Annotated in this window: 22 protein-coding genes and 1 pseudogene; 8 read left to right on the top strand and 15 right to left on the bottom strand. The window is 71.4% G+C overall.

Annotated elements, in window-relative coordinates:
- Window positions 1–104: 104 nt before the first annotated feature.
- The 3 genes from ABEA26_RS24810 to ABEA26_RS24800 form a co-directional block, all read right to left on the bottom strand.
- Window positions 105–482 (bottom strand): toxin Doc, encoded by a 378-nt coding sequence (locus tag ABEA26_RS24810; RefSeq protein ID WP_345595549.1) that lies wholly within the window; start codon window positions 480–482, stop codon window positions 105–107.
- 3 nt (window positions 483–485) lie between these two features.
- Window positions 486–734 carry a hypothetical protein gene (locus ABEA26_RS24805; RefSeq protein WP_030975726.1) on the bottom strand — a complete coding sequence of 83 codons (249 nt, stop codon included), beginning with the start codon at window positions 732–734 and terminating at the stop codon, window positions 486–488.
- 99 nt (window positions 735–833) lie between these two features.
- Window positions 834–3077: a glycoside hydrolase family 9 protein gene (locus ABEA26_RS24800; protein WP_345595553.1), complete on the bottom strand. Its 2244-nt coding sequence runs from the start codon at window positions 3075–3077 to the stop codon at window positions 834–836.
- A 446-nt stretch (window positions 3078–3523) separates the two neighbouring features.
- On the opposite strand from ABEA26_RS24800, the gene ABEA26_RS24795 reads away from it, so the two are divergent.
- Window positions 3524–5350 carry a glycoside hydrolase family 3 protein gene (locus tag ABEA26_RS24795; protein ID WP_345595548.1) on the top strand — a complete coding sequence of 609 codons (1827 nt, stop codon included), beginning with the start codon at window positions 3524–3526 and terminating at the stop codon, window positions 5348–5350.
- A 118-nt stretch (window positions 5351–5468) separates the two neighbouring features.
- Here ABEA26_RS24795 and ABEA26_RS24790 read toward each other — a convergent pair whose 3' ends face one another.
- Both ABEA26_RS24790 and ABEA26_RS24785 read right to left on the bottom strand, forming a co-directional pair.
- A complete protein-coding gene (locus ABEA26_RS24790) occupies window positions 5469–6431 on the bottom strand; it encodes an SDR family NAD(P)-dependent oxidoreductase (RefSeq protein ID WP_345595547.1) in 963 nt (320 codons plus the stop codon).
- A gap of 267 nt (window positions 6432–6698) precedes the next feature.
- Window positions 6699–9788 carry a glycoside hydrolase family 2 TIM barrel-domain containing protein gene (locus ABEA26_RS24785; RefSeq protein WP_345595546.1) on the bottom strand — a complete coding sequence of 1030 codons (3090 nt, stop codon included), beginning with the start codon at window positions 9786–9788 and terminating at the stop codon, window positions 6699–6701.
- A gap of 265 nt (window positions 9789–10053) precedes the next feature.
- Between ABEA26_RS24785 and ABEA26_RS24780 the strand changes: the two genes are divergently transcribed.
- Both ABEA26_RS24780 and ABEA26_RS24775 read left to right on the top strand, forming a co-directional pair.
- A complete protein-coding gene (locus ABEA26_RS24780; protein WP_345595545.1) occupies window positions 10054–12450 on the top strand; it encodes a SpoIIE family protein phosphatase in 2397 nt (798 codons plus the stop codon).
- Between the two features lie 140 nt (window positions 12451–12590).
- On the top strand, window positions 12591–13247 hold the full coding sequence (locus ABEA26_RS24775) for a DUF4232 domain-containing protein (protein ID WP_345595544.1): 657 nt from the start codon (window positions 12591–12593) through the stop codon (window positions 13245–13247).
- Between the two features lie 77 nt (window positions 13248–13324).
- Here ABEA26_RS24775 and ABEA26_RS24770 read toward each other — a convergent pair whose 3' ends face one another.
- Together ABEA26_RS24770 and ABEA26_RS24765 are read right to left on the bottom strand one after the other, a co-directional pair.
- Window positions 13325–14293, bottom strand: a complete 969-nt coding sequence (locus ABEA26_RS24770; RefSeq protein ID WP_345595543.1) for an aldo/keto reductase — start codon at window positions 14291–14293, stop codon at window positions 13325–13327.
- 145 nt (window positions 14294–14438) lie between these two features.
- Window positions 14439–14873 (bottom strand): nuclear transport factor 2 family protein, encoded by a 435-nt coding sequence (locus tag ABEA26_RS24765; protein WP_345595542.1) that lies wholly within the window; start codon window positions 14871–14873, stop codon window positions 14439–14441.
- Between the two features lie 188 nt (window positions 14874–15061).
- On the opposite strand from ABEA26_RS24765, the pseudogene ABEA26_RS24760 reads away from it, so the two are divergent.
- Window positions 15062–15610, top strand: a pseudogene (locus tag ABEA26_RS24760) (TetR/AcrR family transcriptional regulator); the annotation flags it as partial.
- A gap of 99 nt (window positions 15611–15709) precedes the next feature.
- Window positions 15710–16159, top strand: a complete 450-nt coding sequence (locus ABEA26_RS24755; RefSeq protein WP_345595552.1) for a nitroreductase family deazaflavin-dependent oxidoreductase — start codon at window positions 15710–15712, stop codon at window positions 16157–16159.
- A 64-nt stretch (window positions 16160–16223) separates the two neighbouring features.
- Here ABEA26_RS24755 and ABEA26_RS24750 read toward each other — a convergent pair whose 3' ends face one another.
- Entirely contained in the window at window positions 16224–17267 is a 1044-nt protein-coding gene (locus tag ABEA26_RS24750; RefSeq protein ID WP_425587892.1) for a cation diffusion facilitator family transporter, read from the bottom strand.
- 121 nt (window positions 17268–17388) lie between these two features.
- Here ABEA26_RS24750 and ABEA26_RS24745 point away from each other — a divergent pair, with 121 nt between their 5' ends.
- Window positions 17389–18414, top strand: a complete 1026-nt coding sequence (locus tag ABEA26_RS24745) for a glutathione S-transferase family protein (RefSeq protein WP_345595550.1) — start codon at window positions 17389–17391, stop codon at window positions 18412–18414.
- Between the two features lie 68 nt (window positions 18415–18482).
- The gene (locus tag ABEA26_RS24740; protein ID WP_345595541.1) at window positions 18483–18785 is read left to right on the top strand and encodes a DUF4235 domain-containing protein; all 303 of its coding nucleotides are present in this window, start codon (window positions 18483–18485) and stop codon (window positions 18783–18785) included.
- A gap of 42 nt (window positions 18786–18827) precedes the next feature.
- On the opposite strand, the gene ABEA26_RS24735 is transcribed toward ABEA26_RS24740, so the two are convergent.
- Window positions 18828–19223 (bottom strand): VOC family protein, encoded by a 396-nt coding sequence (locus ABEA26_RS24735; protein WP_345595540.1) that lies wholly within the window; start codon window positions 19221–19223, stop codon window positions 18828–18830.
- A 78-nt stretch (window positions 19224–19301) separates the two neighbouring features.
- On the bottom strand, window positions 19302–19766 hold the full coding sequence (locus ABEA26_RS24730) for a pyridoxamine 5'-phosphate oxidase family protein (protein WP_345595539.1): 465 nt from the start codon (window positions 19764–19766) through the stop codon (window positions 19302–19304).
- Between the two features lie 250 nt (window positions 19767–20016).
- On the opposite strand from ABEA26_RS24730, the gene ABEA26_RS24725 reads away from it, so the two are divergent.
- Window positions 20017–21048: a 7-epi-alpha-eudesmol synthase gene (locus ABEA26_RS24725; RefSeq protein ID WP_345595538.1), complete on the top strand. Its 1032-nt coding sequence runs from the start codon at window positions 20017–20019 to the stop codon at window positions 21046–21048.
- A 200-nt stretch (window positions 21049–21248) separates the two neighbouring features.
- On the opposite strand, the gene ABEA26_RS24720 is transcribed toward ABEA26_RS24725, so the two are convergent.
- Genes ABEA26_RS24720 through ABEA26_RS24700 form a run of 5 tightly spaced genes read right to left on the bottom strand, consistent with a single transcriptional unit; the run spans window position 21249 to window position 25716 of the window.
- Window positions 21249–22496: a cytochrome P450 gene (locus ABEA26_RS24720; RefSeq protein WP_345595537.1), complete on the bottom strand. Its 1248-nt coding sequence runs from the start codon at window positions 22494–22496 to the stop codon at window positions 21249–21251.
- Window positions 22493–23098, bottom strand: coding sequence for a GTP-binding protein (locus tag ABEA26_RS24715; protein ID WP_345595535.1), 606 nt, complete (start codon window positions 23096–23098; stop codon window positions 22493–22495). Before ABEA26_RS24715 ends, ABEA26_RS24720 begins: the two co-directional genes overlap by 4 nt.
- Window positions 23079–23450 carry a DUF742 domain-containing protein gene (locus ABEA26_RS24710; protein ID WP_279565364.1) on the bottom strand — a complete coding sequence of 124 codons (372 nt, stop codon included), beginning with the start codon at window positions 23448–23450 and terminating at the stop codon, window positions 23079–23081. Before ABEA26_RS24710 ends, ABEA26_RS24715 begins: the two co-directional genes overlap by 20 nt.
- Window positions 23447–23857, bottom strand: a complete 411-nt coding sequence (locus tag ABEA26_RS24705) for a roadblock/LC7 domain-containing protein (protein WP_019327713.1) — start codon at window positions 23855–23857, stop codon at window positions 23447–23449. Before ABEA26_RS24705 ends, ABEA26_RS24710 begins: the two co-directional genes overlap by 4 nt.
- A gap of 5 nt (window positions 23858–23862) precedes the next feature.
- Window positions 23863–25716, bottom strand: coding sequence for a sensor histidine kinase (locus tag ABEA26_RS24700; RefSeq protein WP_345595534.1), 1854 nt, complete (start codon window positions 25714–25716; stop codon window positions 23863–23865).
- Window positions 25717–25808 lie beyond the last annotated feature (92 nt).

Below are 25808 nucleotides of genomic sequence, written 5' to 3'. Positions count from 1 at the left end.
CTCGTAAGCAACTCCTTGGCTCACAGAACGACATGGCTACGATCCGCCTTGCTAATTCGCAGGCGCCCCGCGTGCCACACGTGCGCGTACCGGCGCACGAGGCTTCAGAGCTGCCAGGAACGCAACCGGTCGGCCGCGTCGTAGACGTCGGACCGGCCGGACATCAGGTCGCGCGCGAGGTCGACCAGCGCACCGTAGGGCGGGTCGATGCCGAGGCCACTGGCGTACATGTAGGCGACGGCCGTCGCGCAGGCGAAACGGGCGTTGGCGGCGGGCAGGGGTCTGAGCACGGCGAGGGTGTGCAGCAGGGCGGCGGCCCGCCAGGCCGGGTCGGAGTCCACGCCGAGGCGGGGCGGGTCGACCCGGTGCCGGGCGACGGCGGCGACCAGCGCGGAGAAGTCGTCGACGGCCGGCTGCTCCGGCAACACCTCCTCGTGGCGCTGGAGCAGCCAGGGCACGTCGATATGCAGGACCGGCGCCATGGGTCAGGCGGCCCGCCCCTCGCCGCGGACGGGCGGTGGTTCGTCGTCGGGAAAGGCTGCCGCGAACTCGTCGGCGTGGGCCGAGAAGAAACGGCGGAAGGCCTCCGCCCCCTCCTGCAACGCCCGGTGCCGGGCTATGTCGGCGGCTGCGGCCTCCCGCACGAGCGCCTTCATCGACGTACCGCGTTCCTTGGCGATCTGCCGCAGGTCCTCGAGCTCGCGGTCGCTGAACTCCACGTTCAGGGCTGGCATGCCTCCCACGGTACCGCGCTGGTACTGAACCGTAAATATCCGCAGGTCAGAGCATTGTTGCGACGGTACCGCGGGAGGCGATCGGAGCGATTGAGAGGGTCAGCCCTGGTCGGCCACGAAGGAGGCCATCCGGGCCAGCGCGGCGTTCCAGTTGATGGTGTGCTCGTTGGTCGACCAGGACTGGATGTCGTCGATGAAGCAGAACTGGGCTACGCAGCCCTGGAGTTTGCTCTGTGCGTAGGGGTCCTGGATGTTCGAGTTCGGACCGCCCGACAGAGTGCCGTCGGGCGGCGCCGGCAGCGCCGGATCGAGCTGCTTGGCGTACCAGCGGCTGTGCTGGTTGTGGGCGTTGACCTCGCCGTAGCCGGTGACGTACGACATGTTCAGCGCGTTGCGGCCCAGGATGTAGTCCATGCTCTGGAGCGCGCCGTCACGGTACTTCGAGCCGCCGGTGATGTCGTAGGCGGTGGCGAGGACGACCGCGTTGTTCAGCATCTGGTGGCTGGAGCCCCAGTCGTAGACGTTGTCCTCGGGGGCGTAGGGCATGCCGTAGGGGTGCGCCTTGAGCGTGGCCAAGTACTGGTCGGCGCCCTGGACGACGGAGCGGCGTACCTTGTCCCGGCCGGGGAGCCGGTTCGGCACGGTCGCGAGGTCCAGGCGGGCCGCCGCGGCGGTGCGCGCCCAGTCGAAGCCGAGCGGGCCGAAGATGTCGGCGGTGTGGACCGGGGAGTTCAGCACGTACTCCTTGAAGTCCCGCTCCCCCGTCGTCAGGTACAGCTCGGCCGCCGCCCAGTAGAACTCGTCCTCGACCTGGCTGTCCGGGTAGGCCCCGCCGCCGATGCCGTCGCTCTCGTCGGCGAGCACGTCCGGGTGGGCCAGGGCCGCCGCCCAGGCCTGGCGGGCCGCGTCGAGCGCCTTCGCCGCGAACTCCCGGTCGTGGGGGCGGTAGAGGCGGGCCGCCTGGGCCGCCGTCGCCGCCAGGTTGAGGGTGGCCGCGGTGGTCGGCGGGTGCAGTTCACGCTTCTGCGGGTCGTCGCTGGGCAGCAGCGGCAGCCCGGTCCACGCCTCGTCGTGGATCTTGTGGTGGGCCATGCCGGCCAGCGGCTGCCCCTCGGGCACCTGCATCTTCAGCAGGAAGTCCAGCTCCCAGCGGACCTCGTCGAGGATGTCCGGCACCTTGTTGCCGCTCTCGGGGATGTCGAGGGTGCCGTCGCCGAGCTTCGACGGCTCGCCCGTGCGGGCGTGCAGCGAGCGCTCGTAGGTGCTGAGCAGCTCCCAGGTGGAGATGCCGCCGTTGACGACGTACTTGCCGTGGTCGCCGGCGTCGTACCAGCCGCCGGAGACGTCGAGGGTGTAGTCGCAGACGCCGGGCTGGCAGGGGACCTCGGTGTCGCCCTGGTTGGGCGCCACGCCCACGTGTCCGGCGGGGCGGGCGTAGCCCGGACGCAGGTCGCCGCTGATCGCGGTGCCGCTGCGCTGCGTGTAGTAGTACTTCGCGGAGTCGGTGCGCAGCCGCTCGTAGGCGGCCGTGCCGATGTCGAACGGGCGGCTGGTCTCCCCGTCGGCGATCAGGGTGTAGCCCTCGCCGCGCCTCTTGTGGCGGCCGAAGTCGATCGAGTGGACGTTCTGACCGGAGGAGGCGTCGACGCCGCGCGGCGTGCTCCAGCCGTGGGCGACGACCCGGCCGCGCTCGTTCTTCAGCCGCCAGGGCAGGCGTGTGGTCTCGTCGGTGACGAGGGTGGCGTTCTTCGGGCCGGACGGCAGGTAGCCGACCTGGTTGACCCGGACCCGCGGCCCGGTGTCGGGCACGTACGGCTCGGGTGCCACGCCGCCGAGCAGGGACACGTCGTCCACGCAGAACCGCCAGGCGTCGGGTGTGCCGCCGAGCTGGAAGCCGACCTGGCCCTGGGTCGTGTCGACGGGCGAGGTGAAGGTGTACGAGTAGGTGTTGCCGGAGACGCTCAGCTGCGGGCTGACCTCGTGGTAGGTGTCGTACGGGGACACCGACAGGCCCACGATCGCCCGGACCACGTGGTCGGCGGGCGTGCCGTCCGCGGTGAAGGAGAACCTGTACGACTCCCCCGCGACCAGGGTGATGTCGTTCTGGCCGACGGCCGCGTCCCAGCGATTGGCGGTGCCGCCGGGGGCGTCGGCGCACAGCCGCCCGTCGGACACGGCCGCGGTGACGTTGCTGCTCGCCCACCAGGAGTCGGTGCCGTTGTCGAAGGTGCCGTTCTTGACCTGCTCGGTCTCCTCGGCTCCGGCCGGTGTGGCGGGCAGCGCGGTGACGGCGGCCGCGAGCAGGGCGGTCAGGGAGACGAGGGCGGTTCTGCGTCGGGTCAGGCGTTGTGTCGGGCGTCTTGTCACGTCCGGACTCCTCGGGGGAGGCGGCGCTCGCCTGGATGGGAGCGCTCCCAAATGTGGTCGCAGGCCATGCTTGTGGGAGACATGACATCCGTCAACGGTCCGGACGAGACTGGTTCCCGTCCGGACCGCGCACGCGAGAGGTTCGGGAGCGGGCGCAGGCGAGGAGCTCGGGAGCGGGCACGGGCGAATGATCAGGCCAGGCGCCTCAAGGGGTGCGAGAAACGGCGCGTTTCGCGCATCGGCCCAGTTCAGGGCCATCCACACCTACGACAGGGGAGCCCTCACTTTGTCTAGACCTATTTTGTCTAGACCTCTTGCCCCGCCCATGACCCGCGGGCTACGTTTCCCGCTGTTCGGAGTACCGCACGTTTCACGTTTCCTTCAATTCCCTTGATGAGCAAGGCTGGAAGGAGCATGCACGCATGCAGGACCGGAGACTGACCAGACGAACCGTTCTCGCCTCCGCGACCGTGGTCGCCGCGAGCTCGACGGGCGTCGTGGGCGTGACGGCCACCCCCGCCGTCGCGCACCGGCGCGACCACCGCCTCAAGAAGATCATCTCCAGGATGAGCGTCGAGGCGAAGATCGGCCAGCTGTTCGTACCGTACTTCTACGGTACGTCGGCGACTTCTCCCAGCCAGTTCGACCAGGACCGCAACCTCGCGGAACTCGGCGTCCGCACCGTGGCCGAGCTCATCGCCAAGTACCACATCGGCGGTGTCATCTACTTCTCCGGCTGGGCGAACAACATTCAGGACCCCCGCCAGATCGCGGACCTGACGAACGGTGTGCAGCGAGCCTCGCTCGCCCTGCCCGCCCCCGTCCCGGCCCTGATCTCCATCGACCAGGAACACGGGGCCAACGTCCGCATCGGCAGCGGCGCCACCCAGCTGCCGGGCGCGATGGCGCTCGGCGCGGGCCGCTCGCTCTCCGACGCGCGCGCCGCCGGACGGATATCGGGCACCGAACTCGCCGCCCTGGGCATCCACCAGAACTTCGCCCCGGTCGCCGACGTCAACGTCAACCCGGCCAACCCCATCATCAACGTCCGCTCCTTCGGCGCCGACGCCCGCGCGGTGGGCCGCATGGTGGCGGCCCAGGTGACCGGCTACCAGCAGGCCGGCGTCGTAGCCTGCGCCAAGCACTTCCCGGGCCACGGGGACACCGCGCAGGACAGCCACACCGGACTGCCCGTGATCACCCACACTCGCGAGGAGTGGGAGCGCATCGACGCCCCGCCCTTCAAGGCCGCGATCGCCGCCGGCGTCGACTCGATCATGACCGCGCACCTCCAGGTCCCCGCACTCGACCCCAGCAACGAACCGGCCACCCTGTCGCCCGCGATCCTCCAGGGCGTGCTGCGCGACGAACTGGGCTTCGACGGCGTGATCGTCACCGACGCCCTCAACATGCAGGGTGTACGCACCAAGTACGGCGACGACCGCGTGCCCGTCCTCGCCCTCAAGGCCGGCGCCGACCAACTGCTGTTCCCGCCGGACATCGACGTCGCCTACCACGGCGTCCTGGCCGCCGTCCGCGACGGAGAGATCACCGAGGGCCGGCTCGACGAATCGGTCCTGCGCATCCTGCGGATCAAGGACAAGGCCGGCCTGTTCGACGGCAGCCCCTACGTCTCCCCGAAGGTGGTCGACCGGGTCGTCGGCGCCCGAAAGCACCAGCGCGCCGCCGCCCGGATCGCCGAGCGCACCACCACCCTGCTGGTCAACGAGGACGAGGCGCTCCCGCTGCGCCGCGGGCACAGGAAGCTGCTCGTGGTCGGTGCCAGCCCGGCCTTCCCGACCGACGCCACCCGCACCACGGTGCCCGAGCTGGCCAAGGCGTTCGACGAACTGGGCTACAGCACCACCCACCTCGCCACCGGCCGGGAGCCCGACGCGGCGAAGACCGACGAGGCCGTGGCCGCCGCGCGGGGACGGGACGCGGTGGTGGTCACCACCGACAACGTCGGCGCCACCAGCGCCCAGCGCACCCTGGTGTCCCGGCTGCTCGCGACGGGTGTCCCCGTCGTCCACCTCGCGGTGCGCAACCCCTACGACATCGCCCACCTCGGCGACGTCCCGGCCTCCCTGGTCTCCTACTGCTGGACCGAGGTCGAACTGCGCGCCGCCGCCCGGGTGATCGCAGGCCGGGTCGAACCGCGCGGCAAGCTGCCCGTGCCCATCCAGCGGGCGGACGACCCGACCAAGGTCCTCTTCCGCTCGGGACACGGCCTGTCGTACGACGACTGACACCCGCGTCCCCGCACGGCCTTCGGCCCCGGCGCCCCTGAAGGGGGCTCCGGGGCCGAAAAGCAGCGTCAGGCGCCGGTCGCGTACGAGAGGAAGCGGGTTCACGCCGCACGGACGCTCAGGTCGCCGCCGCGAAAACGTCGACGCCCGTGAGGTCGGCCGACAGCGCCCACAGGCGCGCGGCCTGCTCGGGGTCGGTCGCGTGTGCGTGCACGCCGCCTTCCGAGCCGTCGCCGGCCGGTTCGGCTATGTCGCAGTCCTCGCAGTACACGCCGCCCATGCCGGCCAGCCGGGGGGAGGTCGCCGCCCAGACCTGCGTCGCCGCGCCCTGCCCGGGCGTCTTGAAGGTGGGATCGGTCGGGTTGCCGTTCTCGTCGATCCAGCCCGCGTCGACCATCTCCGCCTTCGCGAGGTGGCGCTGCAGCGGGGTGAGGATGCTGCCCGGATGCACGGCGAACGCTCTGACTCCGGCGTCGCGGCCGAGCGCGTCGAGCCGCACGGCGAACAGCACGTTCGCCGCCTTGGCCTGCCCGTACGCCTGCCATCTGTCGTAGCCGTGCTCGAACTGCACGTCGTCCCAGCGCACGCCGGTGATGCCGTGGGCGCCGGAGGACACGGCGACCACGCGCGCGCCACCGCGGGCGATCGCCGGCCAGAGATGGTTGATCAGCGCGTAGTGGCCGAGGTGGTTGGTGGCGAACTGCGCCTCCCACCCCGGGCCGACCCGCGTCTCGGGGCAGGCCATGACCCCAGCGTTGTTGATCACGAGGTCGACCTTGCGACCCGAGGCCAGGAACCGCTCGGCGAAACCTCGGACGCTTTCCAGATCGGACAGGTCGAGGTCGTCGGTCTCGACACCGTCGATGCCCTCGACAGCCTCCTGAGCGGCCGCCCGTCGCCGGGCGGGGACCACGACGCGGGCTCCGGCACCCGCCAGTGCGCGGGTTGTCTCCAGACCGAGTCCCGAGTAGCCACCGGTCACGATCGCGGTGCTGCCGGACAGGTCGATCCCGCTCAGTACGTCGTCCGCGGTACTCCGGGCGCCGAAGCCCGACCCGATCTTGTGCTGAGGTGTCGTCATGGCGGAGACGCTAGATGCTGGACCGCACTCCAAGGCAAGGGCCGGTGCCGGCGAACGTCCGGGTCCAGCCGCCGCGTCTGTGCCGGATCACCACCATCACCGACGGGACGGCAGCGCCCACCACGCCATGCTCGGCATCGCGCGCATGCACGACCTCGCCCTCCTCGGACCGACGGGCGGTGAGCGGTGAGCGGTGAGCGGTGAGCGGTGAGCGGTGGGCAACGAACTGCTACGACGCGCGACCAAGAACCGTTCGCGGGACAGCCCTCAGGCGGCGGGCGCCTCGAGTCGGCTGATGCGGAGCGCTCCCTCCCTCTCGTCGGGGTGGCGGCTGGTCAGCGTCAGGCGGACACGGGAGCCGCGTACCGCGTCGAAGGTGATGACGGTCGGCGCGTCGGACTCGGCGGCCCAGTCGGTCCGCGCCCCCTTGGCCGCGCGCCAGGCACGGCCGTCCCAGACGGCGACCTCGACCGTGGCGGGCAGGCTGTGGGTGGCGTCGACGGTGAAGGACACCTCGATCCGGTCGTAGGTGCGCCGGCGGCCGTGGTCGACCGAGACCCAGTCCTCGGCGCGGGCCCCGTCGAAGGCGGGCAGCAGTGCGGTCGCCGCCTTGTGGAAGCCGTTGGACCAACCGGTCGCCGGGTCGCCGTCGAGCATGGCGGCGGGGAGCGTGTCGGGGCGGCCGGAGTAGCTCGCGTCCGCGTGCGGGAGGTCCACGGGCGCCGGGTGCTCGGGCCGGAACTCCGGGGCCGGTGTGGTGGCGCGGGACTCGGCGCGGCGGGCGCGCACGGTCGCCGTGTCCGTGCGCAGCCCGTCCGCGCGGGCCGTCACCCGCACCGTGCCCGGCCGGGTGCCGGACCGCACGATGGCCAGGGCCTTGCCGTGGAAGGCTGTGCGGGTACTGGCCTGGTAGCGCTCGGCGCTCTCCTGGCGGCCGTTGTCCACTCCGGCCAGGGAGCCGCCCGCGACGTCGAAGGAGATCAGCTGCTCGGCGCCGGGCACCACCACCCCGCGCCGGTCGACCACCTCGGCGGTCACGAAGACCAGGGAGCGGCCGTCCGCGGCGACGCTCTCGCGGTCCGGGGTGAGGCGCACGGCGTGCGGCGCACCGGCGGTACGCAGGACGTCGGTGGCGACCGCCCTGCCGTCCCGCCGGGCGACCGCCTTGAGCTCGCCCGCCTCGAAGGGCACCTTCCAGGTCAGGTGGAGCTTGCCCGCACTGCCGTTGGGGCTGGTGTAGCTGCCCGGGTAGGGGCCGTCGGTGAAGGTCTTGTCGTCGCCGGTGGCCTCGGTGGTCTCCAGGTAGGTGCGGCCGTCGACGGTCTTCTTGGTGTCGAACGCGCGGGTGCCGAGGGACCTGCCGTTCAGGTACAGCTCGACGGTGTCGACGTTCGCGTACGCCCAGACCTCGACGGTGTCGCCCTCGCGGTGGTTCCAGGTGGTGGGCAGCAGGTGGACCATCGGCTCGTCCGTCCACTGGCTCCGGAACAGGTGGTACATGTCCTTCGGGAATCCGGCGGTGTCGACCGCGCCGAAGAAGGACGCCTTCACCGGGAAGACGTCGTACGGCGTCGGCTCGCCGATGTAGTCGATGCCGGACCACAGGAACTGGCCGGTGAACCACTTCCGGTCCCGGTCCTTCTTGTGGCCGTACTCGCCGCTCATGGTCCACGAGGCGAGGTTGTTGTCGTAGGACGAGGTGGCGCGCTTGCCGGGCGTCTGGTTCTCGCCGGTGTTCAGGTGCTCCGGTTCCTGGTAGGTGCCCCGGGTGGAGGTCTCGGAGGAGGACTCGGACTCGAAGAGGAACAGGTGGGGGTAGGCCTCGTGCAGGTCGTCCACCGACTTGGCGGTGTTGTAGTTGAGGCCGAGGCCGTCCAGCTTGGCCAGCATCAGGTCGGCCGCGGAGCCCTTGGCCGGCATCCGTCGGTACTTGTCGGAGCCGATGACGAGCGGGCGGGTGTCGTCGGCGGCTCGAATGGCGTCGATGATCCGGTCGGCCATGGCGAGTCCGGCGGTGGAGGTGGAGTCGGGTACCTCGTTGCCGATGGACCACATCACCACGGCGGGCGAGTTACGGGCCGCGAGCACCATCTCGGTGGCGTCCCGCTCTCCCCATTCGTCGAAGAACCGGCCGTAGTCGTGACTGTTCTTGCCGGTGCGCCAGCAGTCGAAGGCCTCCACCAGCATCACGATGCCCATCTCCTCGCAGACCTCGATCATCTCGGGCGCGGGCGGGTTGTGGGAGGTGCGGAAGGCGTTGACGCCCATCGACTTCATGATGGTCATCTGGCGGCGGATCGCGTCGGTGCTGACTGCGGCGCCGAGCGCGCCGAGGTCGTGGTGCAGGTCGACGCCCTTGATCTTGGCGTGGGCTCCGTTGAGGTGGAAGCCCTCCGCCGGGTCGACGTGGAAGGTGCGGACACCGAACGGGGTGCGGTAGGTGTCGACGGTCCGGCCGCCGAGGCGCAGTTCGGTGTGCAGGGTGTAGCGGTGCGGGCTCGCGAAGTCCCACATCCGGGGGCGGGTGACGGTGAGTTCGTGGATCTCGCTCGCCTCGTCGGTGACGCCCGCCGTGGAGGCCGCGCGGGCCACGGTGCGGCCGTCGGCGTCCTCGACCGTCGACCGGATCTCGACCTCGCGCGCGCTGCCCGAAGCGTTCACGACCGAGGTCTCCACACGGACGACGGCGCGCTCCTCGCTGACCCGCGGGGTGGTGACGTACGTGCCCCAGCGTCGTACGTGCACCGGTTCGGTGACGACGAGGCGGGCTTCGCGGTAGATGCCGCTGCCGGAGTACCAGCGGCTGCTCGGCAGCCGGTTGCGCACCTGGACCGCGAGGACGTTCTCGGTGCGGCCGTCGGTGTGCACCAGGTCGGTGAGGTCGAGGGCGAAGCCCGTGTAGCCGTAGGGATGGCGGCCTGCCTCCCGGCCGTTGCAGTGGACGCGGGCGTCCATGTAGACGCCGTCGAACTCGACCGAGATCCGCTTGCCGGCGAGGGAGGGCGGCAGGGTGAAGGCGAGGCGGTACCAGCCGAGTCCGCCCGGCAGGAAACCGGTGCCGCTGGTGGTGCCGTGCTCCGTGGTGGGCGTCTGCTCGATGCTCCAGTCGTGCGGGACGGCGACCTCGCGCCACGCCGAGTCGTCGTACGCCGGGTCGGCGGCGTCGGTGGGGTCCTCGGCCGCTCCGTCGGGGTCGACCAGCCAGAACCGCCAGCCGTCGCGCAGGGCGACGGTGCTGCGGCCCGCACCGCTCCCCGTGGCGTCCGCGGCCCACACCGGCGAGGTGCCGCCCAGCACCGCCCCGGCCGCCGGCGTGGCGGCGGAGGCGATCAGAACCGATCTGCGGGTGACCGTCATGACGGATCTCCTTCATCAAGCTCATCAAGGCTCAGAAGTACTCACAACTGATCGTGAACAAACAGATTCTGACGTCGCGCCACACGCGGTCGTCAAGAGCACGGAAAGCACTTTCTACCCCGGGCGGCCCGGCCGTCCGGTCTCCCGTGCTTCGGCGGAGCGGTCGCGAGCCCGGTCGTTCGGGCCCGGGCGGAGTCCGGACCCACTAGGCTGGGGGGCAGGTGACGCGCTGTTCACTGTGGGTGTGCGCAATGGAGTGGCGACGATGAGTCCGGTCAACCCGTTCGGCGATGCCGCCACGGCCCGCGCAGTCGTCGACGACTCCGGCACCCTGCGGGAGTGGAACGAGGGCGCCCGCCAGCTGCTGGGCCATCCCGCCGCCGACGTCGTGGGGCGCCCCGCCGCCGGACTGCTGGCCGACGGCGGTGACGGCACGCGTCCCGGACCCGGCGACGACCGCTGGAGCGGCACTCTGGCGCTGCGGCACCGCGACGGGCACACCGTGTCCGTGTGGGTGCTCGCCCACCACAGACCGCCGCGCGACGGCGGCCCGGGCACGTGGCTCGCCGTCGCCCCGCCGGACTCCGGTCCCGACCGTCCGGACGATCCACTGGTCAGAGCCGCCCTCACCCAGTCCCCCTGCGCCACCATGATCTTCGACGACCGGCTCCGGCTGCGCGGTGTCAACGACGTCATGGCGCGGCTCCTCGGTCTCCCGGCCGACCGCGTCCGGGGCCTGCGGCCCACCGACATCGGCAGCAAGCGGCAGAACACGGAGCTCGAAGAGCGCCTGCGGCAGGTGCTCGCCACCGGCCGCCACTACGACATGCACACCCACCTCAAGGCCACCGGCGAGAGCCGCGCCCACGCGTGGCACGCCCGTATCGCGCCCCTCACGGACGCCGACGGGCAGGTGAGCGGCATCTGCGTGAGCGCCCACGATTTCACGGAGCAGCACCTCGCCCGGGAGCGGCTGCAACTGGTCAACGAGGCCAGCGTGCGCATCGGCACCACCCTCGACGTCACCCGCACCGCCCAGGAGCTGGCGGACGTGTGCGTCCCCACGCTCGCCGACTTCGTGAGCGTCGACCTGCTGGACCCGCAGGAGCACGGCGACGAGCCCTCCGCCGCGCCGGTCCCGCCGGTGGGTCTGCGCCGCGCGGCCCACCAGTCGGTCAGCCCGGGCTGTCCGGAGGCGGTGGCCGAGCCGGGCCGACTGGACGTCTACCCGGCCGGCTCGCCCCAGGCCGAGTCCCTGGTCGCGGGGCGCGCCTTCGTGGCCGCGGTGCCCAACGGCGACCTGGAACAGTGGCGGGAGTGGGACCCCGTCCGCGTCCGGCGGGTGCAGGAGTACGGCATCCACTCCACGATGTCCGTGCCGCTCCAGGCCCGCGGTACGACTCTCGGCGTCGCGGTTTTCACCCGGTTCCGGCGGCCGTACCCCTTCACGGACGACGACCGGCTGCTGGCCGAGGAAGTCACCGCCCGTGCCGCCGTCTGTATCGACAACGCCCGCCGCTACTCCCGCGAGCGCGAGACGACACTGACCCTCCAGCGCAGCCTGCTCCCCCGGTGGCTGCCGCCCACCGCCGCGGTGGAAGCCGCCTCCCGCTACCTCCCGGCGGCCCGCTCCGGGGTCGGGGGCGACTGGTTCGACGTCATCCCGCTGTCCGGGATGCGGGTCGCCATGGTCGTCGGGGACGTCGTCGGCCACGGCATCCAGGCCTCGGCCACCATGGGCCGGCTGCGCACCGCCGTCCGCACTCTCGCCGACATCGACCTGACGCCCGACGAACTGCTCACCCACCTCGACGACCTGGTCGTCCGGCTGTCCGAGGAGTCCGGCGACGACGGCGCGGGCGAGGTCGGCGCCACCTGCCTGTACGCCGTGTACGACCCGGTGTCGCGGCGCTGCTCCCTGGCCCGGGCCGGACATCCGGCGCCCGTCCTGGTCCCGCCCGACGGCCCGCCCCGGCAGCTCGGGCTGCCCTCGGGGCCCCCGCTGGGCGTGGGCGGGCTGCCCTTCGAGTCCGCCGAGCTGGAGCTGCGCGAGGGCAGCGTGCTGGCGTTCTACACCGACGGGCTGGTCGAGAGCCGGGACCGGGAGGCCGAGGCCGGTCAGGCACTGCTGCGCAAGGCCCTGGCGCCCTCCGCCGACTCGCCCCCCGCCGACTCCCTGGACACGACCTGCGACCGGGTGCTGCGCGCCCTGCTCCCGCCGGACGGCGGCGCCGCCGACGACGCGGCCCTGCTGCTGGCCCGCACCCGGGGGCTGCCCGCCGGCCAGGTCGCCACCTGGGACATCCCGGCCGATCCGTCACTGGTCGCCCCCGTCCGCAAGCAGGTAGTCGAACGGCTGTCCGACTGGGCCCTGCTGGAGGCGTCCTTCACGGCCGAGCTGGTGGTCAGCGAACTGGTCACCAACGCCATCCGGTACGGCTCCTCACCCATCCGGCTGCGGCTGATCCACGACACGGCCACCCTCATCTGCGAGGTCTCCGACACCAGCCACACCGCGCCGCACCTGCGCCGGGCCAAGACCTGGGACGAGGGCGGCCGCGGTCTGCTGCTGGTTGCCCAGCTCACCCAGCGCTGGGGCAGCCGGCACACGACCGAGGGCAAAACGATCTGGGCGGAGCTGGGACTGCTCGACGAGGAGTGAGCCCCCGCTTCCGCAGTGCGCCCCCGCGCCCCTCGTTTCCCGGCCCACGCGGCGGGACACTCGAAGGCACAGGGCGTACGGCACGGCCGCCACACCCGGCGGGCCGTACGCGGGAAACTCGACGGGAGTGTGGAGAAACGATGGCCAACACGTCCCAGCCCGTACGCCGCACGGCCATGCTCGCCGGCGCGGTCGCGCTGCTCGGCCTGGTGGGCGCCTGCGGCAGCGAGAGCAGCACGTCGAGCGCCCCACAACCCACCAAAGCCCCGCGCACGACCCATGCGGACACCGGTGCCGCCACCCGCACACCCACCGCACCCGCGGTCACCACCGCGCCCGGTGACACCGCCGGACCGGCCTCCGCCTCCGCCCGTACCGACGGCCGCTGCCACACCTCCGAACTGCGCGCGGCCGTCGGCCGCGTCGACCCGGGGGCGGGGCAGCGGAACTTCCCGATCGTGCTGACCAACACCTCCGACCGCACCTGCACGCTGTACGGCTATCCGGGCGCCGCCTTCGTGGACGCGTCCGGCGCACAGCTGGGCCCGGATCCCGAACGCGCGCCCGCCTCCCCCGTGACGGTCACGCTGACACCGGGGAAGAGCGCGTGGGCGGGACTGTCGTTCTCCAGCCCACAGATCAGTGGCGCCCGTACCGCCACCCCGGCGGCGCTGCTCGTCACTCCGCCGGACGAACACGACCCGCTCAAGGTGAGGTGGTCGGCCGGCGAGGTGCCGGTGGGCGGCGGCGAGTCGTCGGTGTCCGTCACCGCCCTGGAGGCCGGAACGGGCCCGTGAGACGCACGCCGGAACGGAACCGCGGGACGTGACGCCGCCACGGGCCCGTGCCGTCGTCAGGTCCGAAACACGTGCGATCAGTGCCCGGCGATCGGGTGCGGTGCGTAGGGCCGCTCCAGCTCCTCGATCTCCTTCTCGGCGAGCGTCAGTTCGACCGCCGCCACGGCGTCCTCGATGTGCCGCGGCTTGGACGCGCCGATGATCGGCGCGGTCACCGTGTCCTGGTGGAGCAGCCAGGCCAGGGCCACCTGGGCGCGCGGGACGCCCCGGTCACCGGCGATGCGGGTGACGGCCTCGACCACGGCGCGGTCGCCCTCCTGGTAGAGGGTGCTGCCGAAGTTGTCGCTGGCGCTGCGCTCGGTGGCGGTGTCCCAGTCACGGGTGAGACGGCCGCGGGCGAGCGGGCTCCAGGGCAGCACGCCGACGCCCTGGTCCGCGCAGAGGGGCAGCATCTCGCGCTCCTCCTCGCGGTAGACGAGGTTGTAGTGGTTCTGCATGGACACGAACCGGGTCCAGCCGTGCCGTTCGGCGGTGTACTGGGCCTTGGAGAACTGCCAGGCGTACATCGAACTGGCCCCGATGTAACGGACCTTGCCCGCCTTCACCAGGTCGTGCAGGGCCTCCATCGTCTCCTCGACGGGCGTGTACGGGTCGTAGCGGTGGATCTGGTAGAGGTCGACGTAGTCGGTGCCCAGGCGGCGCAGGCTATGGTCGATCTCGGTCATGATCGCCTTGCGGGACAGTCCGCCGCCGTTGGGTCCGGGCCGCATCCTGCCGTGCACCTTGGTCGCGAGCACGATGTCGTCCCGGTGGGCGAAGTCGGCGAGCGCCTTGCCGACGATCTCCTCGCTGGTGCCGTCGGAGTAGACGTTGGCCGTGTCGAAGAAGGTGATGCCGGCCTCCAGCGCCTGCCGGATCAACGGACGCGAGGCCTCCTCGTCGAGGGTCCACTCGTGCGTGCCGCGGTCGGGAACGCCGTAGGTCATGCAGCCCAGGCAGATCCGCGACACGTCCAGGCCCGTCGAACCGAGCTTCACGTACTGCATCGTTGCTGCTCCTGTCTTCGGGATCATCAGTACCAGGGGGGAGCGTACGTCTTCCCGCGGATCCGTCTCGCCGGGGTACGGGTCACCGAGGCGCACGCCCGTCCCGCGCAGCCGTGTCGAACAGGTTCCCGTCGGCGCCGGGACCCTACCGACCGGGCCGCGGGCCGTGGATGCGGCGGTCCGTCTGCTCGATGGGTACGTCGTTGATACTCGCCTCCCGTCGGGTCATCAGACCGTGCTCGTCGAACTCCCAGAGTTCGTTGCCGTAGGAGCGCCACCACTGGCCGCCCGCGTCGCTGGACTCGTACTGGAAGCGGACGGCGATGCGGTTGCCGTCGAAGGCCCACAGGTCCTTGCGCAGGGCGTACTCGCGCTCGCGTGCCCACTTGGCGGTCAGGAACTCGACGATGGCGGCGCGACCCGAGAGGAAGGTGTCGCGGTTGCGCCAGACCGAGTCCTCGGAGTAGGCGAGCGCCACCCTGTGCGGGTCGCGGGTGTTCCAGGCGTCCTCGGCGGCCTGTACCTTCCGGGCGGCGGTTTCGCGGGTGAACGGCGGCAGGGGCGGTCGGTCGGCCGTCATGGCTGAACCTCCGTGGGAAGAAGTGGAGAAGTGGAGAAGTGGAGAAGTGGCGCGATCATGGAGAACGACCGTTCTCCATGATCGCTGCTACCGTAGGAGAACGTTCGTTCTCACGTCAAGGGAAGGCGTCGGGAATCGCGTCAGGCACACGTCAGGGAAGAGCAGGGAAGCAGAGGTAGAGGTTCCTCATGGACAGCGAGGTCGCCCGCGAGCGGGCCCTGGACGCGGCGGAGCGGCTCTTCTACGGACGGGGCGTCCGGGCCGTCGGCATGGACGACGTCCGCGGCGGCTCCGGAGTCTCGCTCAAACGCCTCTACCAGCTGTTCCCGGCCAAGGAGCAGCTCGTGGTGGCCTGCTTGGAGCGGCGCGACGTGCGCTGGCGGGGGCGGCTGGCGGAGTACGTCGACCGGTACGAGGAGCCCACCTCGCGGATTCTGGCCGTCTTCGACTGGCTCGGACAGTGGTTCGCCGAGCCGGACTTCCGCGGGTGTGCCTGGATCAACGCGTACGGCGAACTGGGGGCCACGTCCCCTCCGGTGGCCGACCGGGTGCGGGCGCACAAGGCCGCTTTCGGCGAGTACCTCGACGGCCTGACGTCCGACGCGGGACTGCCCCCGGCGTTGAGCGGGCAGCTGTTCCTGCTGGCCGAGGGTGCCATGGTGACGGCGGGGGTCACGGGCGGTACGGCGCCCGCGCGCCAGGCGCGTGAGGCTGCGCGAGTACTACTGGGCGCCGCCGGGAACGGCGGGTGGGATGCGGTAAGGATGGAACCTGCACCGGCCGGTGCCGCACCGCGGTGCGAGTCAGCTGTACGACGCGACGATGGGACGGATGCCATGCCTCTGGAAGGCGAGTACGAACCCAGCCCGACGCAGTGGGTGCGTGAACAGGTCGAGCTCTACGAGAGCTCGGGCGGCACGAAGGGCACGACCCTGAGGGACACGGGCCTGCCCGTGATCGTGCTGACCACGCGCGGCGCGCAGAGCGGCAGAATCCGCAAGTCGCCGCTGATGCGCGTCGAGCACGACGGCCGTTACGCCGTGGTCGCCTCCCTGGGCGGGGCGCCGAAGCACCCGGTCTGGTACCACAACGTCAAGGCCGATCCGCACGTGCAGCTCCAGGACGGCCCGGCGAAGCAGGACATGACCGCGCGTGAGATCACCGGCGCGGAGAAGGCCGAGTGGTGGGAGCGTGCCGTCGCAGCGTTCCCACCGTACGCCGAATACCAGGAGAAGACGGACCGGGAGATCCCGGTCTTCGTCCTGGAACCGGCCGACGGGAGCTGAATCCGGCGGGCGAAGGTTTCCCGAATCCGCGTGCATGGACCGGCGCCGACCGGGAACACGTCGTTCAGGCCCCGCCGCGTTCCCCCGTCGCGGCGGGGCTTTCCGCTGCCTCCCGCGCCGGCCGGTCGGTGACGTCCAGGAAGATCTGCCGCGCTTCCGGGACGGTGCGCGCGATCGACCTCTTGATGCGCACGGCGACCTCCTCCACCCGCTCGCTGTCCAGGCCCGGCACGAGGTCGACGCGGGCGGCCACGAGGGTGGAGTCGAGGCCCGTCTTCATGGTGAACAGCGCCTCGACGCTGTCGATTTCCGGCTGGGCCCGCAGCAGCGACCGGATCCGGCCGCTGGCCTCCGGGTCGGCGGCCTCGCCGATCAGCTGGTCGCGGGCCTCGCGGCCCAGCCGGTACGCCACGAACACGAGCAGCGCGCCGATCGCGAGCGAGGCGCAGGCCTCCCACACCACTTGTCCGGTGACCATGTGCAGGGCCATGCCCGTCATGGCGAGGGTCACGCCGAGCACCGCGGTGCCGTCCTCGGCGACGACCGTGCGCAGGGCCGGGTCGCGCAGTCCGGTGGCGAGTCCGCCCTGGCCCCGTACCTGGTGCAGGGCCCGCAGCAGCGAACCGCCCTCGGCGAGCAGGGCGACAGCGAGCACGATCAGTCCGGCGACGTAGCCGCCGAGGTCCTCCTGAGCGCCGATGCGCAGTGCCTCGACGCCCTGGAAGAAGGAGAAGCAGCCACCCATGACGAAGATGCCGACGGCCGCCAGCAGCGACCAGAAAAAGCGCTCCTTGCCGTAGCCGAAGGGGTGCTTCCGGTCGGCGGGACGGCGGCTGCGGCGCAGTGCGGCGAGAAGGAAGACCTCGTTCATGCTGTCCGCCACCGAGTGTGCCGCCTCCGACAGCAGCGCGGGCGAGCCCGCGACGAAGCCGCCCACCGCCTTGGCGACGGCAATCACCAGGTTGGCCGCGAGAGCCACCAGCACGGTGACGCGTGTCCTGCGGTCGGCTTTCCGCTCGGCCTTTCCGCCGGCTTTCCCGCCGGCCTCCCGATCGGTGTCCGGGTCGGTGTTCCGGTTCTGCTTCGCTTCCGAGGCTGTCCCACTCACGAGGGGCCGAATGCCCCCCGCCGACGAGACTCACACCCTCTTGTGGGTGGCCCATCAGTGCCGACCGCAGAAAACTGGGAACGTGTCCAGCAGAGAACCCGACGGACTGGAGGCATGCCCCATGAGCGGTGACGGCGGGACGTCCGGCAACAGCGGCTACGGCAGGAAGGCGTTCAAGCGGTCCAGGAGCCACTTCGCGGACCGGATCACCGCGGACGGCCGGGATGGCTGGCCGGTGGCACCCGGCCGGTACCGGCTGGTGGTGAGCCGAGCCTGTCCGTGGGCGAGCCGCGCCCTGGTCTCGCGGCGGCTGCTCGGTCTGGAGGACGCCCTGCCGCTGGCGGTCACCGACCCCGTCCAGGACGACCGCAGCTGGCGCTTCACGCTGGACCCGGACGGCCGCGACCCGATCCTCGGCATCCGCTACCTCAGCGAGGCCTACGACCGGCGCGAGACCGGCTACCCGGGCGGGGTGAGCGTGCCGGCGGTCGTGGACGTGCCCAGCGGGAAGCTGGTCACCAACGACTACCAGCAGATCACCCTGGACCTGGCGACCGAGTGGACGTCCCTGCACCGTCCGGGCGCGCCCGACCTGTATCCCGAGGCTCTGCGCGACGAGATCGACGAGGTGATGGCGGGCGTCTACGAGGACGTCAACAACGGTGTGTACCGGGCGGGCTTCGCAACCGGCCAGGAGGAGTACGAGACCGCGTGCGCGGGAGTGTTCCGGCGTCTGGAGCAGCTGGTGCCCCGGCTGGAGCGGCAGCGCTACCTGGTCGGTGACACGATCACCGAGGCGGACATCCGGCTGTTCACGACGCTGGTCCGCTTCGACGCCGTCTACCACGGCCATTTCAAGTGCAACCGCTGGAAGCTGACGGAGAACCCGGTGTTGTGGGGGTACGTCCGCGATCTGTTCCAGACGCCCGGCTTCGGCGACACCGTGGACTTCGACCACATCAAGCGCCACTACTACCAGGTGCACACCGGCATCAACCCGACCGCCATCGTGCCCCTGGGTCCGGACCTGTCCGGCTGGCTCACGCCCCATCACCGGCAGGAACTGGGCGGCCGGCCGTTCGGCGACGGGACACCGCCGGGGCCGGTCCGCGCCGACGAGACGGTTCCGGTGCGGGGCAGGGCCTGACCGTACGGCCCTCAGTCGTACGCCCCGGCACCGCCTCCGATCCACTCACCGAACACAAGGAGATCCACGTGGCCAAGAAGAAGAAGCAGAAGCTCCCCCTCGCCTACAAGCCCGTCGGCTTCGCGCTGGGCTGGGTGGGCGGCACGCTGGCCGGGCTGGCGTTCCAGAAGACGTGGAAGGTGATGCGGCACGAGGACAACGCGCCCGACGCGCTGGACCCGGACCGCGGCTGGGGGGAGATCCTGCTCGCCGCCGCGATCCAGGGCGCCATCTTCGCCGCGGTGCGCAGTGCCGTGGACCGAACGGGCGCCAAGGTCATCGAGCGCTCGACCGGTGTCTGGCCGGTCGGCGAAAAGGGCGGCCGGGACTGACCGCGCCCGGGCCCCACCCCCTCTTCGTCGCCTACGGCGCCCCTAGCCCTGCTTGGGTGACGTCGGTGTGACGGCGCGGCGCAGGGTGAAGGAGTGGCCCGCCGGGTCGGAGAAACCCCGCTCCTCGTGCGGACCGGCCGGGTCCTTCGCCTCCACCGGGCGTCCGCCGAGCCCCACGATGCCGCGCTCGGCCTCGTCCAGGTCCTCCACCACGAAGTCCAGGTGCACCTGGAGGGAGTTCTCGGGGCGGGGCCAGCTCGGCGGTGTGGCGTTGGCGTCCCGGCGGAACGCCATGCGGAAGCCGCCGGGTCCCTCGATCTCGACCCGGTTGGCGGTCATGTCGGTCTCTTCCGCGCCCAGCAGCCCCTTGTAGAACTCGGCGAGCTTCTCGGGCTCGGCGCAGTCGAGCACCACGACGCCCGCGTTGACCAGTGCCATGTCTCCTCCGAAGGATTCCGGGCGCGGGACGGTCGTGCCCCGCGCCCTGTACCTTGCGGATATCCCGGACCGGACGAATCAGTCGGCCGGCAGCCACCGGCCGTCGCGCATCAGTTCGCGCCCCTCGATCTCGTTGGCCTCGCGCCAGGCCTGGATCCGCTGTGGGTGGATACGGAAGTACAGGTAGGGCGTGGCGAGCGCACGCGGGTCGAAGCCCGTCTTCACGGCAAACAACTCGGCGTCCTGCTCGGGCAGTTCACTGGGCCTCACGGTCTCGACGGTGCCCTCGACCATCACCACGTCACGGGTCGGCCCGATGCCGACGCGGGCCCTGCCACTCGCTGCCAGGTTTCGGCCGGTGGGACTGGCGGCGGGAGTGGAGAACAGCAGACAGGAACCGTTCCAGAGGAAGGACAGGGGGACGAGGTAGGGCATCCCGGACGCACCGTCGGCCGTGGCCACCCAGGCGTCCTCTTCGTGGTCCAGGCGGTGCAGGGTGTCGTGCTTGCGCTGTTCGGCGCTGCGGGCGGGCGACGGGGTCATCGGCGGACGGCCTCCTGATGCTGATGCGTCGTCATGGACGGTCGGTGGCCACGATGGTGCCATGCGACGGGAGCGGTAACGAAGATCACGACCGGGTGCCGTGTAGATCATTTAGGGTCGGGGCAGCCTCGTACTGCTTCTCGGTTCAACTTTCGATCCGAGAAGCCCAGTTCGAGTGTGCGGGCGGCCAGGTGACCGCCCGCTCGCAGGGCCGGGGGGACTCTGCGTTCCGTCTCCCGAAAGGAAGCACATGTCTCAGGACGTCCGGTTCAACCTCCCCTTCGACACTCCCGTCAGCCCGCATCTCGACGAAGCCCGTGACCGTCACCTGCGCTGGGTGCGCGAGCGGGGTCTGGTGCGCAGCCGGGCCGGGTTCGAGGAGTACCAGTCGTGGGACCTGGCCCAGGCGGCGGCGCGCACCTACCCCCACGCGTCGGCGGACGACATGGTCGTCCTGATGAACTGGTTCTCCCTCGCCTTCCTCTTCGACGACCAGTTCGACGCCGGCCGGCCGGACCGCGCGGAGCGCATAGCGGAGGTGGCGCGGGAACTCATCGCCACTCCGCTGCGCCCTGCGGGCACCCCACCGCGCGTGGAATGCCCCATCACCCTGGCCTGGGCCGAGGTCTGGGGCCATCTCTCGGATGGCATGTCCCTGACTTGGAAATCGCGCTTCGCCGCGTCCTGGGGGCGCTTCCTGGTCGCGCACTGCGAGGAGGTCGACCTGGCGGCCCACGGCCGGGCCGGGACGCTCGGGCTCGACGACTACACGGTCTTCCGGCGCCGTACGGTCGGCATCCACCACAGCATCGACGCGGGCGAGCGCAGCCGCGGCTTCGAGGTGCCTGCGGCGGCGATGGCGCATCCGCTGATGGAGCGGATGCGGGACCTGGCCGCGGACACCATCGGATTCATGAACGACATCCACTCCTTCGAGCGTGAGCGCCGCCGTGGGGACGGCCACAACCTCATCGCCGTCCTGCGTCGGGAGCGTGGCTGCTCGTGGCAGGAGGCCGCCGACGAGGCGTACCGCATGACGACCGGCTGTCTCGACGCGTACGTCGCCCTCGAGGCCCGTGTGCCTCTGATGTGCGACGAACTGGGCCTGGACGCGGACGAACGGGCCCGGGTGACGATGGGTGTCGAGGCCATCCAGCACTGGATCAACGGCAATTACGAGTGGGCACTGACCACCGGCCGGTACACGGCGGCCAAGGAAGGCCCGGTCGCAACGGCCGAACTGGCCGGAAGGGGATCGGTGGACGACCTGCTGACCGTGTGAGGTGAGCGCGTCGCCCGGCCGGAGTGTCCGGCCGGGCGACGCGCCCCCGACAGCGCCCCACTCGACGGCCCTCCAGGTACAGCGCTCCGCGACGCCGGTCCGCGACGGCACCTCGCCGACCCCGTCGGCGGACCCCGTCGGCAGACCCCGTCGGCAGACCCCGTCGGCAGACCCCGTCGGCAGACCCCGTCGGCAGAACGCTATACGGCGAACTCGACCGGCAGGCTGTCCAGCCGCGACTCCCAGGTGGAGGCCGTGGAGGTGAGTTCGGCCGACGGCACGGACAGGCGCAGCCCGGGCAGGCGGTGCAGCAGGACGTCGACGGCCGTCTCGATGATGGCCTGGCCGATGTTCTGTCCCGGGCACTCGTGAGGGCCCGCGCTGAAGGCGAGGTGCGAGGCGTTGCCCTGGACCGAGACGGCGGTGTCCGGGCGGATCTCGGGGTCGTGGTTGCCGGCCGCGAGGCCCAGCACGAGCAGGTCGCCCTCCTTGACCGGGCAGCCGCCCAGTTCCAGGTCGGCGGTGGCGAACCGGCCCGGCAGCACGGCGAGCGGCGGGGAGTTCCACATCACCTCTTCCACGAGCGTGGACAGGTTCAGCTGGCCGCTCACCAGGCCGGAGAGCCAGGAGGGGTCGGTGAGGAGGAGCTGGAGCGCCCGGGCCAGCAGGTTGCTGGTCGTGGTGTGGGCCGTGATCAGGACCAGGCGCAGGTGGTTGACGATCTCGTCCTCGTCGAGACCGGAGTGGTGCTCGATGAGTCCGGAGGCGAAGTCGGAGCCGGGCTCCCGCCGCTTGCGCGCGGCGAGTTCGCCGAGGATGCCCATGATGCGCTCGTTGTGCGTGAGGGCGTCCGCGCCGCCCTGGATCACGTGTGCGCTGGACTCGGCGAGGTTGCGTCCCTCCCGCTCGGCGAGTCCGAAGACGCGGGTGAGGACCAGCATGGGCAGGTACTCCGCGAAGTCGGCCACCAGGTCGGCACGGCCCGCGTCCGCGAAGGCGTCGATCTGCTTGTTGGCGAAGTGCGTGGCGTGCCGGCGGATGCCCCTGCCGGCCACGGCGTACAGGTTGTCGGTGACCGCCCCACGCAGCCGGCGGTGCGGTTCGCCGTCCTGGGAGACGCAGTCGGGGCGCCAGCCCAGCATCTGCATCAGCGGGGACGTCTCCTCGACGTGGCCGTCCCGGAAGTCCCGCCAGATCCGCGAGTCGCGGCTGAACTGCAGGGGGTTGTCCAGGACCCGCCGGTTCTCCCGGTAGCCGAGGACCAGCCAGGCGGGGACGTCGCCCTCCAGCAGCACCGGTGCGACGCTGCCGTGCTCCTTGCGGAGCCGCGCGTAGATGTCGTGCGGGTCGGTCGCCGCCTCGGCACCGTAGAGCCGGGTGACGTCCTCGCCGTGGGCGACGGGGCAGCCGCCGCCGGTGGGGCCGGACGGGGTCTGGTCGTCGTTCATCGGGGCTCCAGGGCGGCGGCCGAGCGGTCCTTCAGATGCCGTATCAGAGTGACGAGCACGTCCCGGCTGGCCGTGCGGTCGCGGGCGTCGAAGGCGACGACCGGAGTGTGCGGCGGGATATCGAGGGCGTCCCGGATCTCCTCGACGGGATAGTGGCGGGAGTCGGGGAAGACGTTGAGCGCGATGACGAAGGGGACCTGCTGCCGCTCCATCTCCTCGATCGCCCGGAAACTGGACGCCAGCCGCCGGGTGTCCACCAGGACGACCGCGCCCAGCGCGCCCTTGAACAGGCCGTTCCACAGGAACCAGAATCTCTCCTGGCCCGGGGTGCCGAACAGGTAGAGCATCAGCGTGTCGTTGAGACCGATCTTGCCGAAGTCCAGGCTGACGGTGGTCTGCGTCTTGTCGGCGACCCCGATGAGGCGGTCGACGTCGGCGCTGGCCTGAGTGAGGGTCTCCTCGGTGGTCAGCGGCTTGATGTCGCTGACGGAGCGGACCATGGTGGTCTTGCCCGTGCCGAAGCCGCCGGCGATCATCACCTTCACCGAGCGGGTGCCCCCGGCCGTCGGTGATCCCGGTCGGTCAAAGCCTTTCAAGTCCACTGAGTACCTCCTCAAGGAGCGCGAGGTCGGGCCCGCGGCCGGCGTCGTGCGCCGGGATGGGGTCACGGGCTTCGATACGGCCTGCCTGGAGCAGGTCGGACAGCAGCACCGCGAGAATGTTGAACGGCAGGTGGAGGTGGGCGCCGAGCTCGGCCACCGACAGCGGTTCGCGGCAGCGCCGGAGGATCTCCTCGTGCTCGTGCTGCATCCCCGGTAAGGGGACGGCGCGGGAGACGACGAGGGTCGCCACGTCGAGGGTCGACGCCGAACCGCCCGGCCCGCTGCGCCCTCCGGTGAGGACGTAGTAGCGCTCGAGACCGGACGGATCGGTCGGTCGGCGTGGAGCACTCATCCAGAGTGCTCCTCCTGGCGCGGAGTGGTGCCGAGGAGCTCACCCATCCTGCGGGCCAGGTCGCGCATCTGATGGCCGAGCAGGCCCTGGTCGAGGCCCTCGCGGGCGAGGACGCCGAGATACGTCTCCAGGCCCGCGCGGACGACGAAGAGGTGCCCGCCGTCCACTTCGATCATCGCCAGCCGCAGCTGCCCCGCGTGCTGCGGGAACTGCTCTGCGACCGGCTGGGCCAGCGCCTGCAGTCCGGCCACCACGGCGGCGAAACGGTCCACGTCGTCGGGGTCTTCGGCGCCGTAGGAGGTGATGGCCTTGCCGTCGCTGGAGGCCACGAGGGCGAAGCGGATCTCCTGGATGCTCTCCACAAGGTCGCGGAGCGCCCAGCTCACGTCGGTTCCCTGGTGCGTCATGGGGACTAGTCGCTCTCTTCAGTGCGGTGCTCGGTGGACGCGCCACCGGTGGTCGTGTCACGGGCGTCGGCGGCCCCCGGCGGGGACGCGCCGGCCACCGCGCCGGGGTCACGTCCGGCGGTGGCGAAGGCGGCGAGGCCGGCGAACGAGGCGTCCGGCGGTACGGCGGAGACGGCGGCCCGGTCGCTCGGGCCGGCCCGGTCTGCGTACGCGGCGGGCGCGGGGATGGTCGGGGCCTGCCCCGAGGCCGGCTCTGCGCGCCTGCTCCGGCGCCGGGGCAGGCCGCCCGGGGTGGTCTCCAGGGTGCCGGTTGTTCCAGTGCCGGTGGCAGTGGCAGTGGCAGTGGCAGTGGCAGTGTCGGCACCGGTTCCGGTATCGCCGTCGGTGAGGGCCGGCACGGTGGCCGGGGTGAGGGCCGCTACGGGGTCCGGGGCCGCGAAGGCGGAGGCTGCCGTGGCAGCGGGTGGCGCCGTGGCGGCCTGCGGAGCCTCCGGCGTGCTCGCGGCGCCGGTGGCGGCCGCCGGCAGCGGACTGAAGTACTTGTGCGGTACGACGACTACGACGGAGGTGCCCAGCCACGGCGAGTCGGCGAAGGTGACGCGGATGCCGTAGCGGCGGGCGAGGGCGCCGACGACACGGAGGCCGATGTTGGCGTCCTCGGAGATGCCGCCGAGGCCCGGGCCGTGGGAGGTGCCCGCGAGGGCGTATTCGGCCTCACGCTTCTTCTCCTCGCTCAGGCCCTTGCCGGAGTCCTGGATCTCGATGCCGACACCGTTGGGGACCTCCTTGCCGGAGACGACCACCGGTTCGGTGGGCGGCGAGTAGCGCGCGGCATTGTCCAGCAGGTGGGCGAAGACCAGCGTGAGATGGTCCACCAGGCCGCCGTCGACGCCGAGTTCGGGCAGGTGGTGCAGCTGGACGCGGTGGAAGTCCTTGATCCGGCCGATGCCACCGCGCATCACGCTCAGCAGCCGCTGCGGCTCCTGCCACTGCCGGCCCGGGCGGTCCGACCCTCCGAGCACGCCGATGCTGGCGGCAAGGCAGTCGGCGGGGCCGATGGCCTGGTCGAGTTCCATCAGGCCGCGGGCGACGGCCGGCAGGCGGCCGTGCTCACCCTGCAGCTCGTGCAGGCGGCCACGGAGTTTGCTGGTCAGGACGTGAATGCGGTTACCCACACCGATGACGGCCTGTTCTGCGGAGGTCGAGCGGTCGAACTCCGCCTCGACGCCGATCAGCGCGGTTCTGAGGACCTTGCGCAGTTCGGCCTGGAGGTCGGCTCCGACCTTGGCGCACTGCTCCACGGTGGGCAGGATGTCGTCGATGGCGTCGCCGGCACGCAGTCGGCGCATCGCGTCGGGCAGCTGCTCGTCGGCGAGCCGGGAGACCGCGGCCAGCTGGTGGCTCAGCTGCTCCTGCCAGGCCCGGGCCTGCTCGGCGGACCGGGTCTCGTGTGTCGTGGCCTGCTCGGCCAGCCGGTCCTCATACGCCCGGGAGTGTTCCGTCAGCCGCGTCTCGTACGTCTGGGCCTGCTCGGTGAGCTGCCCTTCCAGCGCGGCGCGCTCGGCGGAGAACGTGCGCTCCAGGCCGGCCACGTGCTGCTGCCACTGCTGGGAGTGCTCGGCCTGCGCGGCACGGTGGGCGTCCTCCGCCCGGCGCTGCTGGGCCCGGGTGCGCAGCAGGAGGCGTACGCACACGGTGCCGGCCGCCGTCGCCACCACACCGGCGACGGCGACGGATATTCGCTCGGAGCTCATGAACGTGGCGGCTACCGTCCCGCCTCCGAGACCCAGTGGCATGAGCCACCAGCTGTACCAGGCGACAGGGGCCCGCGCCGCCGGTGGCGGAGTGGCGAGTTCCATCTGCATCCTTCGAACCAGAACGACCGAACAGGGGGGCGACAAGGGGTGTGCAAGAGGGGGGAACAGGGGGTGGGGACAGTGAGGGAACAGGG

The organism is Streptomyces marokkonensis (genome assembly GCF_039539045.1).
GTDB lineage: Bacteria > Actinomycetota > Actinomycetes > Streptomycetales > Streptomycetaceae > Streptomyces > Streptomyces marokkonensis.
The sequence above is the reverse complement of the archived record's forward strand: the minus strand, read 5'-3'. Positions and strand labels throughout refer to the sequence as shown.

What these genes read in the sequence shown, in the direction of transcription:
- ABEA26_RS24810 (WP_345595549.1), bottom strand. Translation starts at nt 482, where the DNA reads ATGGCGCCGGTCCTGCATATCGACGTGCCCTGGCTGCTCCAGCGCCAC.
- ABEA26_RS24805 (WP_030975726.1), bottom strand. Translation starts at nt 734, where the DNA reads ATGCCAGCCCTGAACGTGGAGTTCAGCGACCGCGAGCTCGAGGACCTG.
- ABEA26_RS24795 (WP_345595548.1), top strand. Translation starts at nt 3,524, where the DNA reads ATGCAGGACCGGAGACTGACCAGACGAACCGTTCTCGCCTCCGCGACC.
- ABEA26_RS24790 (WP_345595547.1), bottom strand. Translation starts at nt 6,431, where the DNA reads ATGACGACACCTCAGCACAAGATCGGGTCGGGCTTCGGCGCCCGGAGT.
- ABEA26_RS24785 (WP_345595546.1), bottom strand. Translation starts at nt 9,788, where the DNA reads ATGACGGTCACCCGCAGATCGGTTCTGATCGCCTCCGCCGCCACGCCG.
- ABEA26_RS24780 (WP_345595545.1), top strand. Translation starts at nt 10,054, where the DNA reads ATGAGTCCGGTCAACCCGTTCGGCGATGCCGCCACGGCCCGCGCAGTC.
- ABEA26_RS24775 (WP_345595544.1), top strand. Translation starts at nt 12,591, where the DNA reads ATGGCCAACACGTCCCAGCCCGTACGCCGCACGGCCATGCTCGCCGGC.
- ABEA26_RS24770 (WP_345595543.1), bottom strand. Translation starts at nt 14,293, where the DNA reads ATGCAGTACGTGAAGCTCGGTTCGACGGGCCTGGACGTGTCGCGGATC.
- ABEA26_RS24765 (WP_345595542.1), bottom strand. Translation starts at nt 14,873, where the DNA reads ATGACGGCCGACCGACCGCCCCTGCCGCCGTTCACCCGCGAAACCGCC.
- ABEA26_RS24755 (WP_345595552.1), top strand. Translation starts at nt 15,710, where the DNA reads ATGCCTCTGGAAGGCGAGTACGAACCCAGCCCGACGCAGTGGGTGCGT.
- ABEA26_RS24745 (WP_345595550.1), top strand. Translation starts at nt 17,389, where the DNA reads ATGAGCGGTGACGGCGGGACGTCCGGCAACAGCGGCTACGGCAGGAAG.
- ABEA26_RS24735 (WP_345595540.1), bottom strand. Translation starts at nt 19,223, where the DNA reads ATGGCACTGGTCAACGCGGGCGTCGTGGTGCTCGACTGCGCCGAGCCC.
- ABEA26_RS24730 (WP_345595539.1), bottom strand. Translation starts at nt 19,766, where the DNA reads ATGACCCCGTCGCCCGCCCGCAGCGCCGAACAGCGCAAGCACGACACC.
- ABEA26_RS24725 (WP_345595538.1), top strand. Translation starts at nt 20,017, where the DNA reads ATGTCTCAGGACGTCCGGTTCAACCTCCCCTTCGACACTCCCGTCAGC.
- ABEA26_RS24720 (WP_345595537.1), bottom strand. Translation starts at nt 22,496, where the DNA reads ATGAACGACGACCAGACCCCGTCCGGCCCCACCGGCGGCGGCTGCCCC.
- ABEA26_RS24710 (WP_279565364.1), bottom strand. Translation starts at nt 23,450, where the DNA reads ATGAGTGCTCCACGCCGACCGACCGATCCGTCCGGTCTCGAGCGCTAC.
- ABEA26_RS24705 (WP_019327713.1), bottom strand. Translation starts at nt 23,857, where the DNA reads ATGACGCACCAGGGAACCGACGTGAGCTGGGCGCTCCGCGACCTTGTG.
- ABEA26_RS24700 (WP_345595534.1), bottom strand. Translation starts at nt 25,716, where the DNA reads ATGGAACTCGCCACTCCGCCACCGGCGGCGCGGGCCCCTGTCGCCTGG.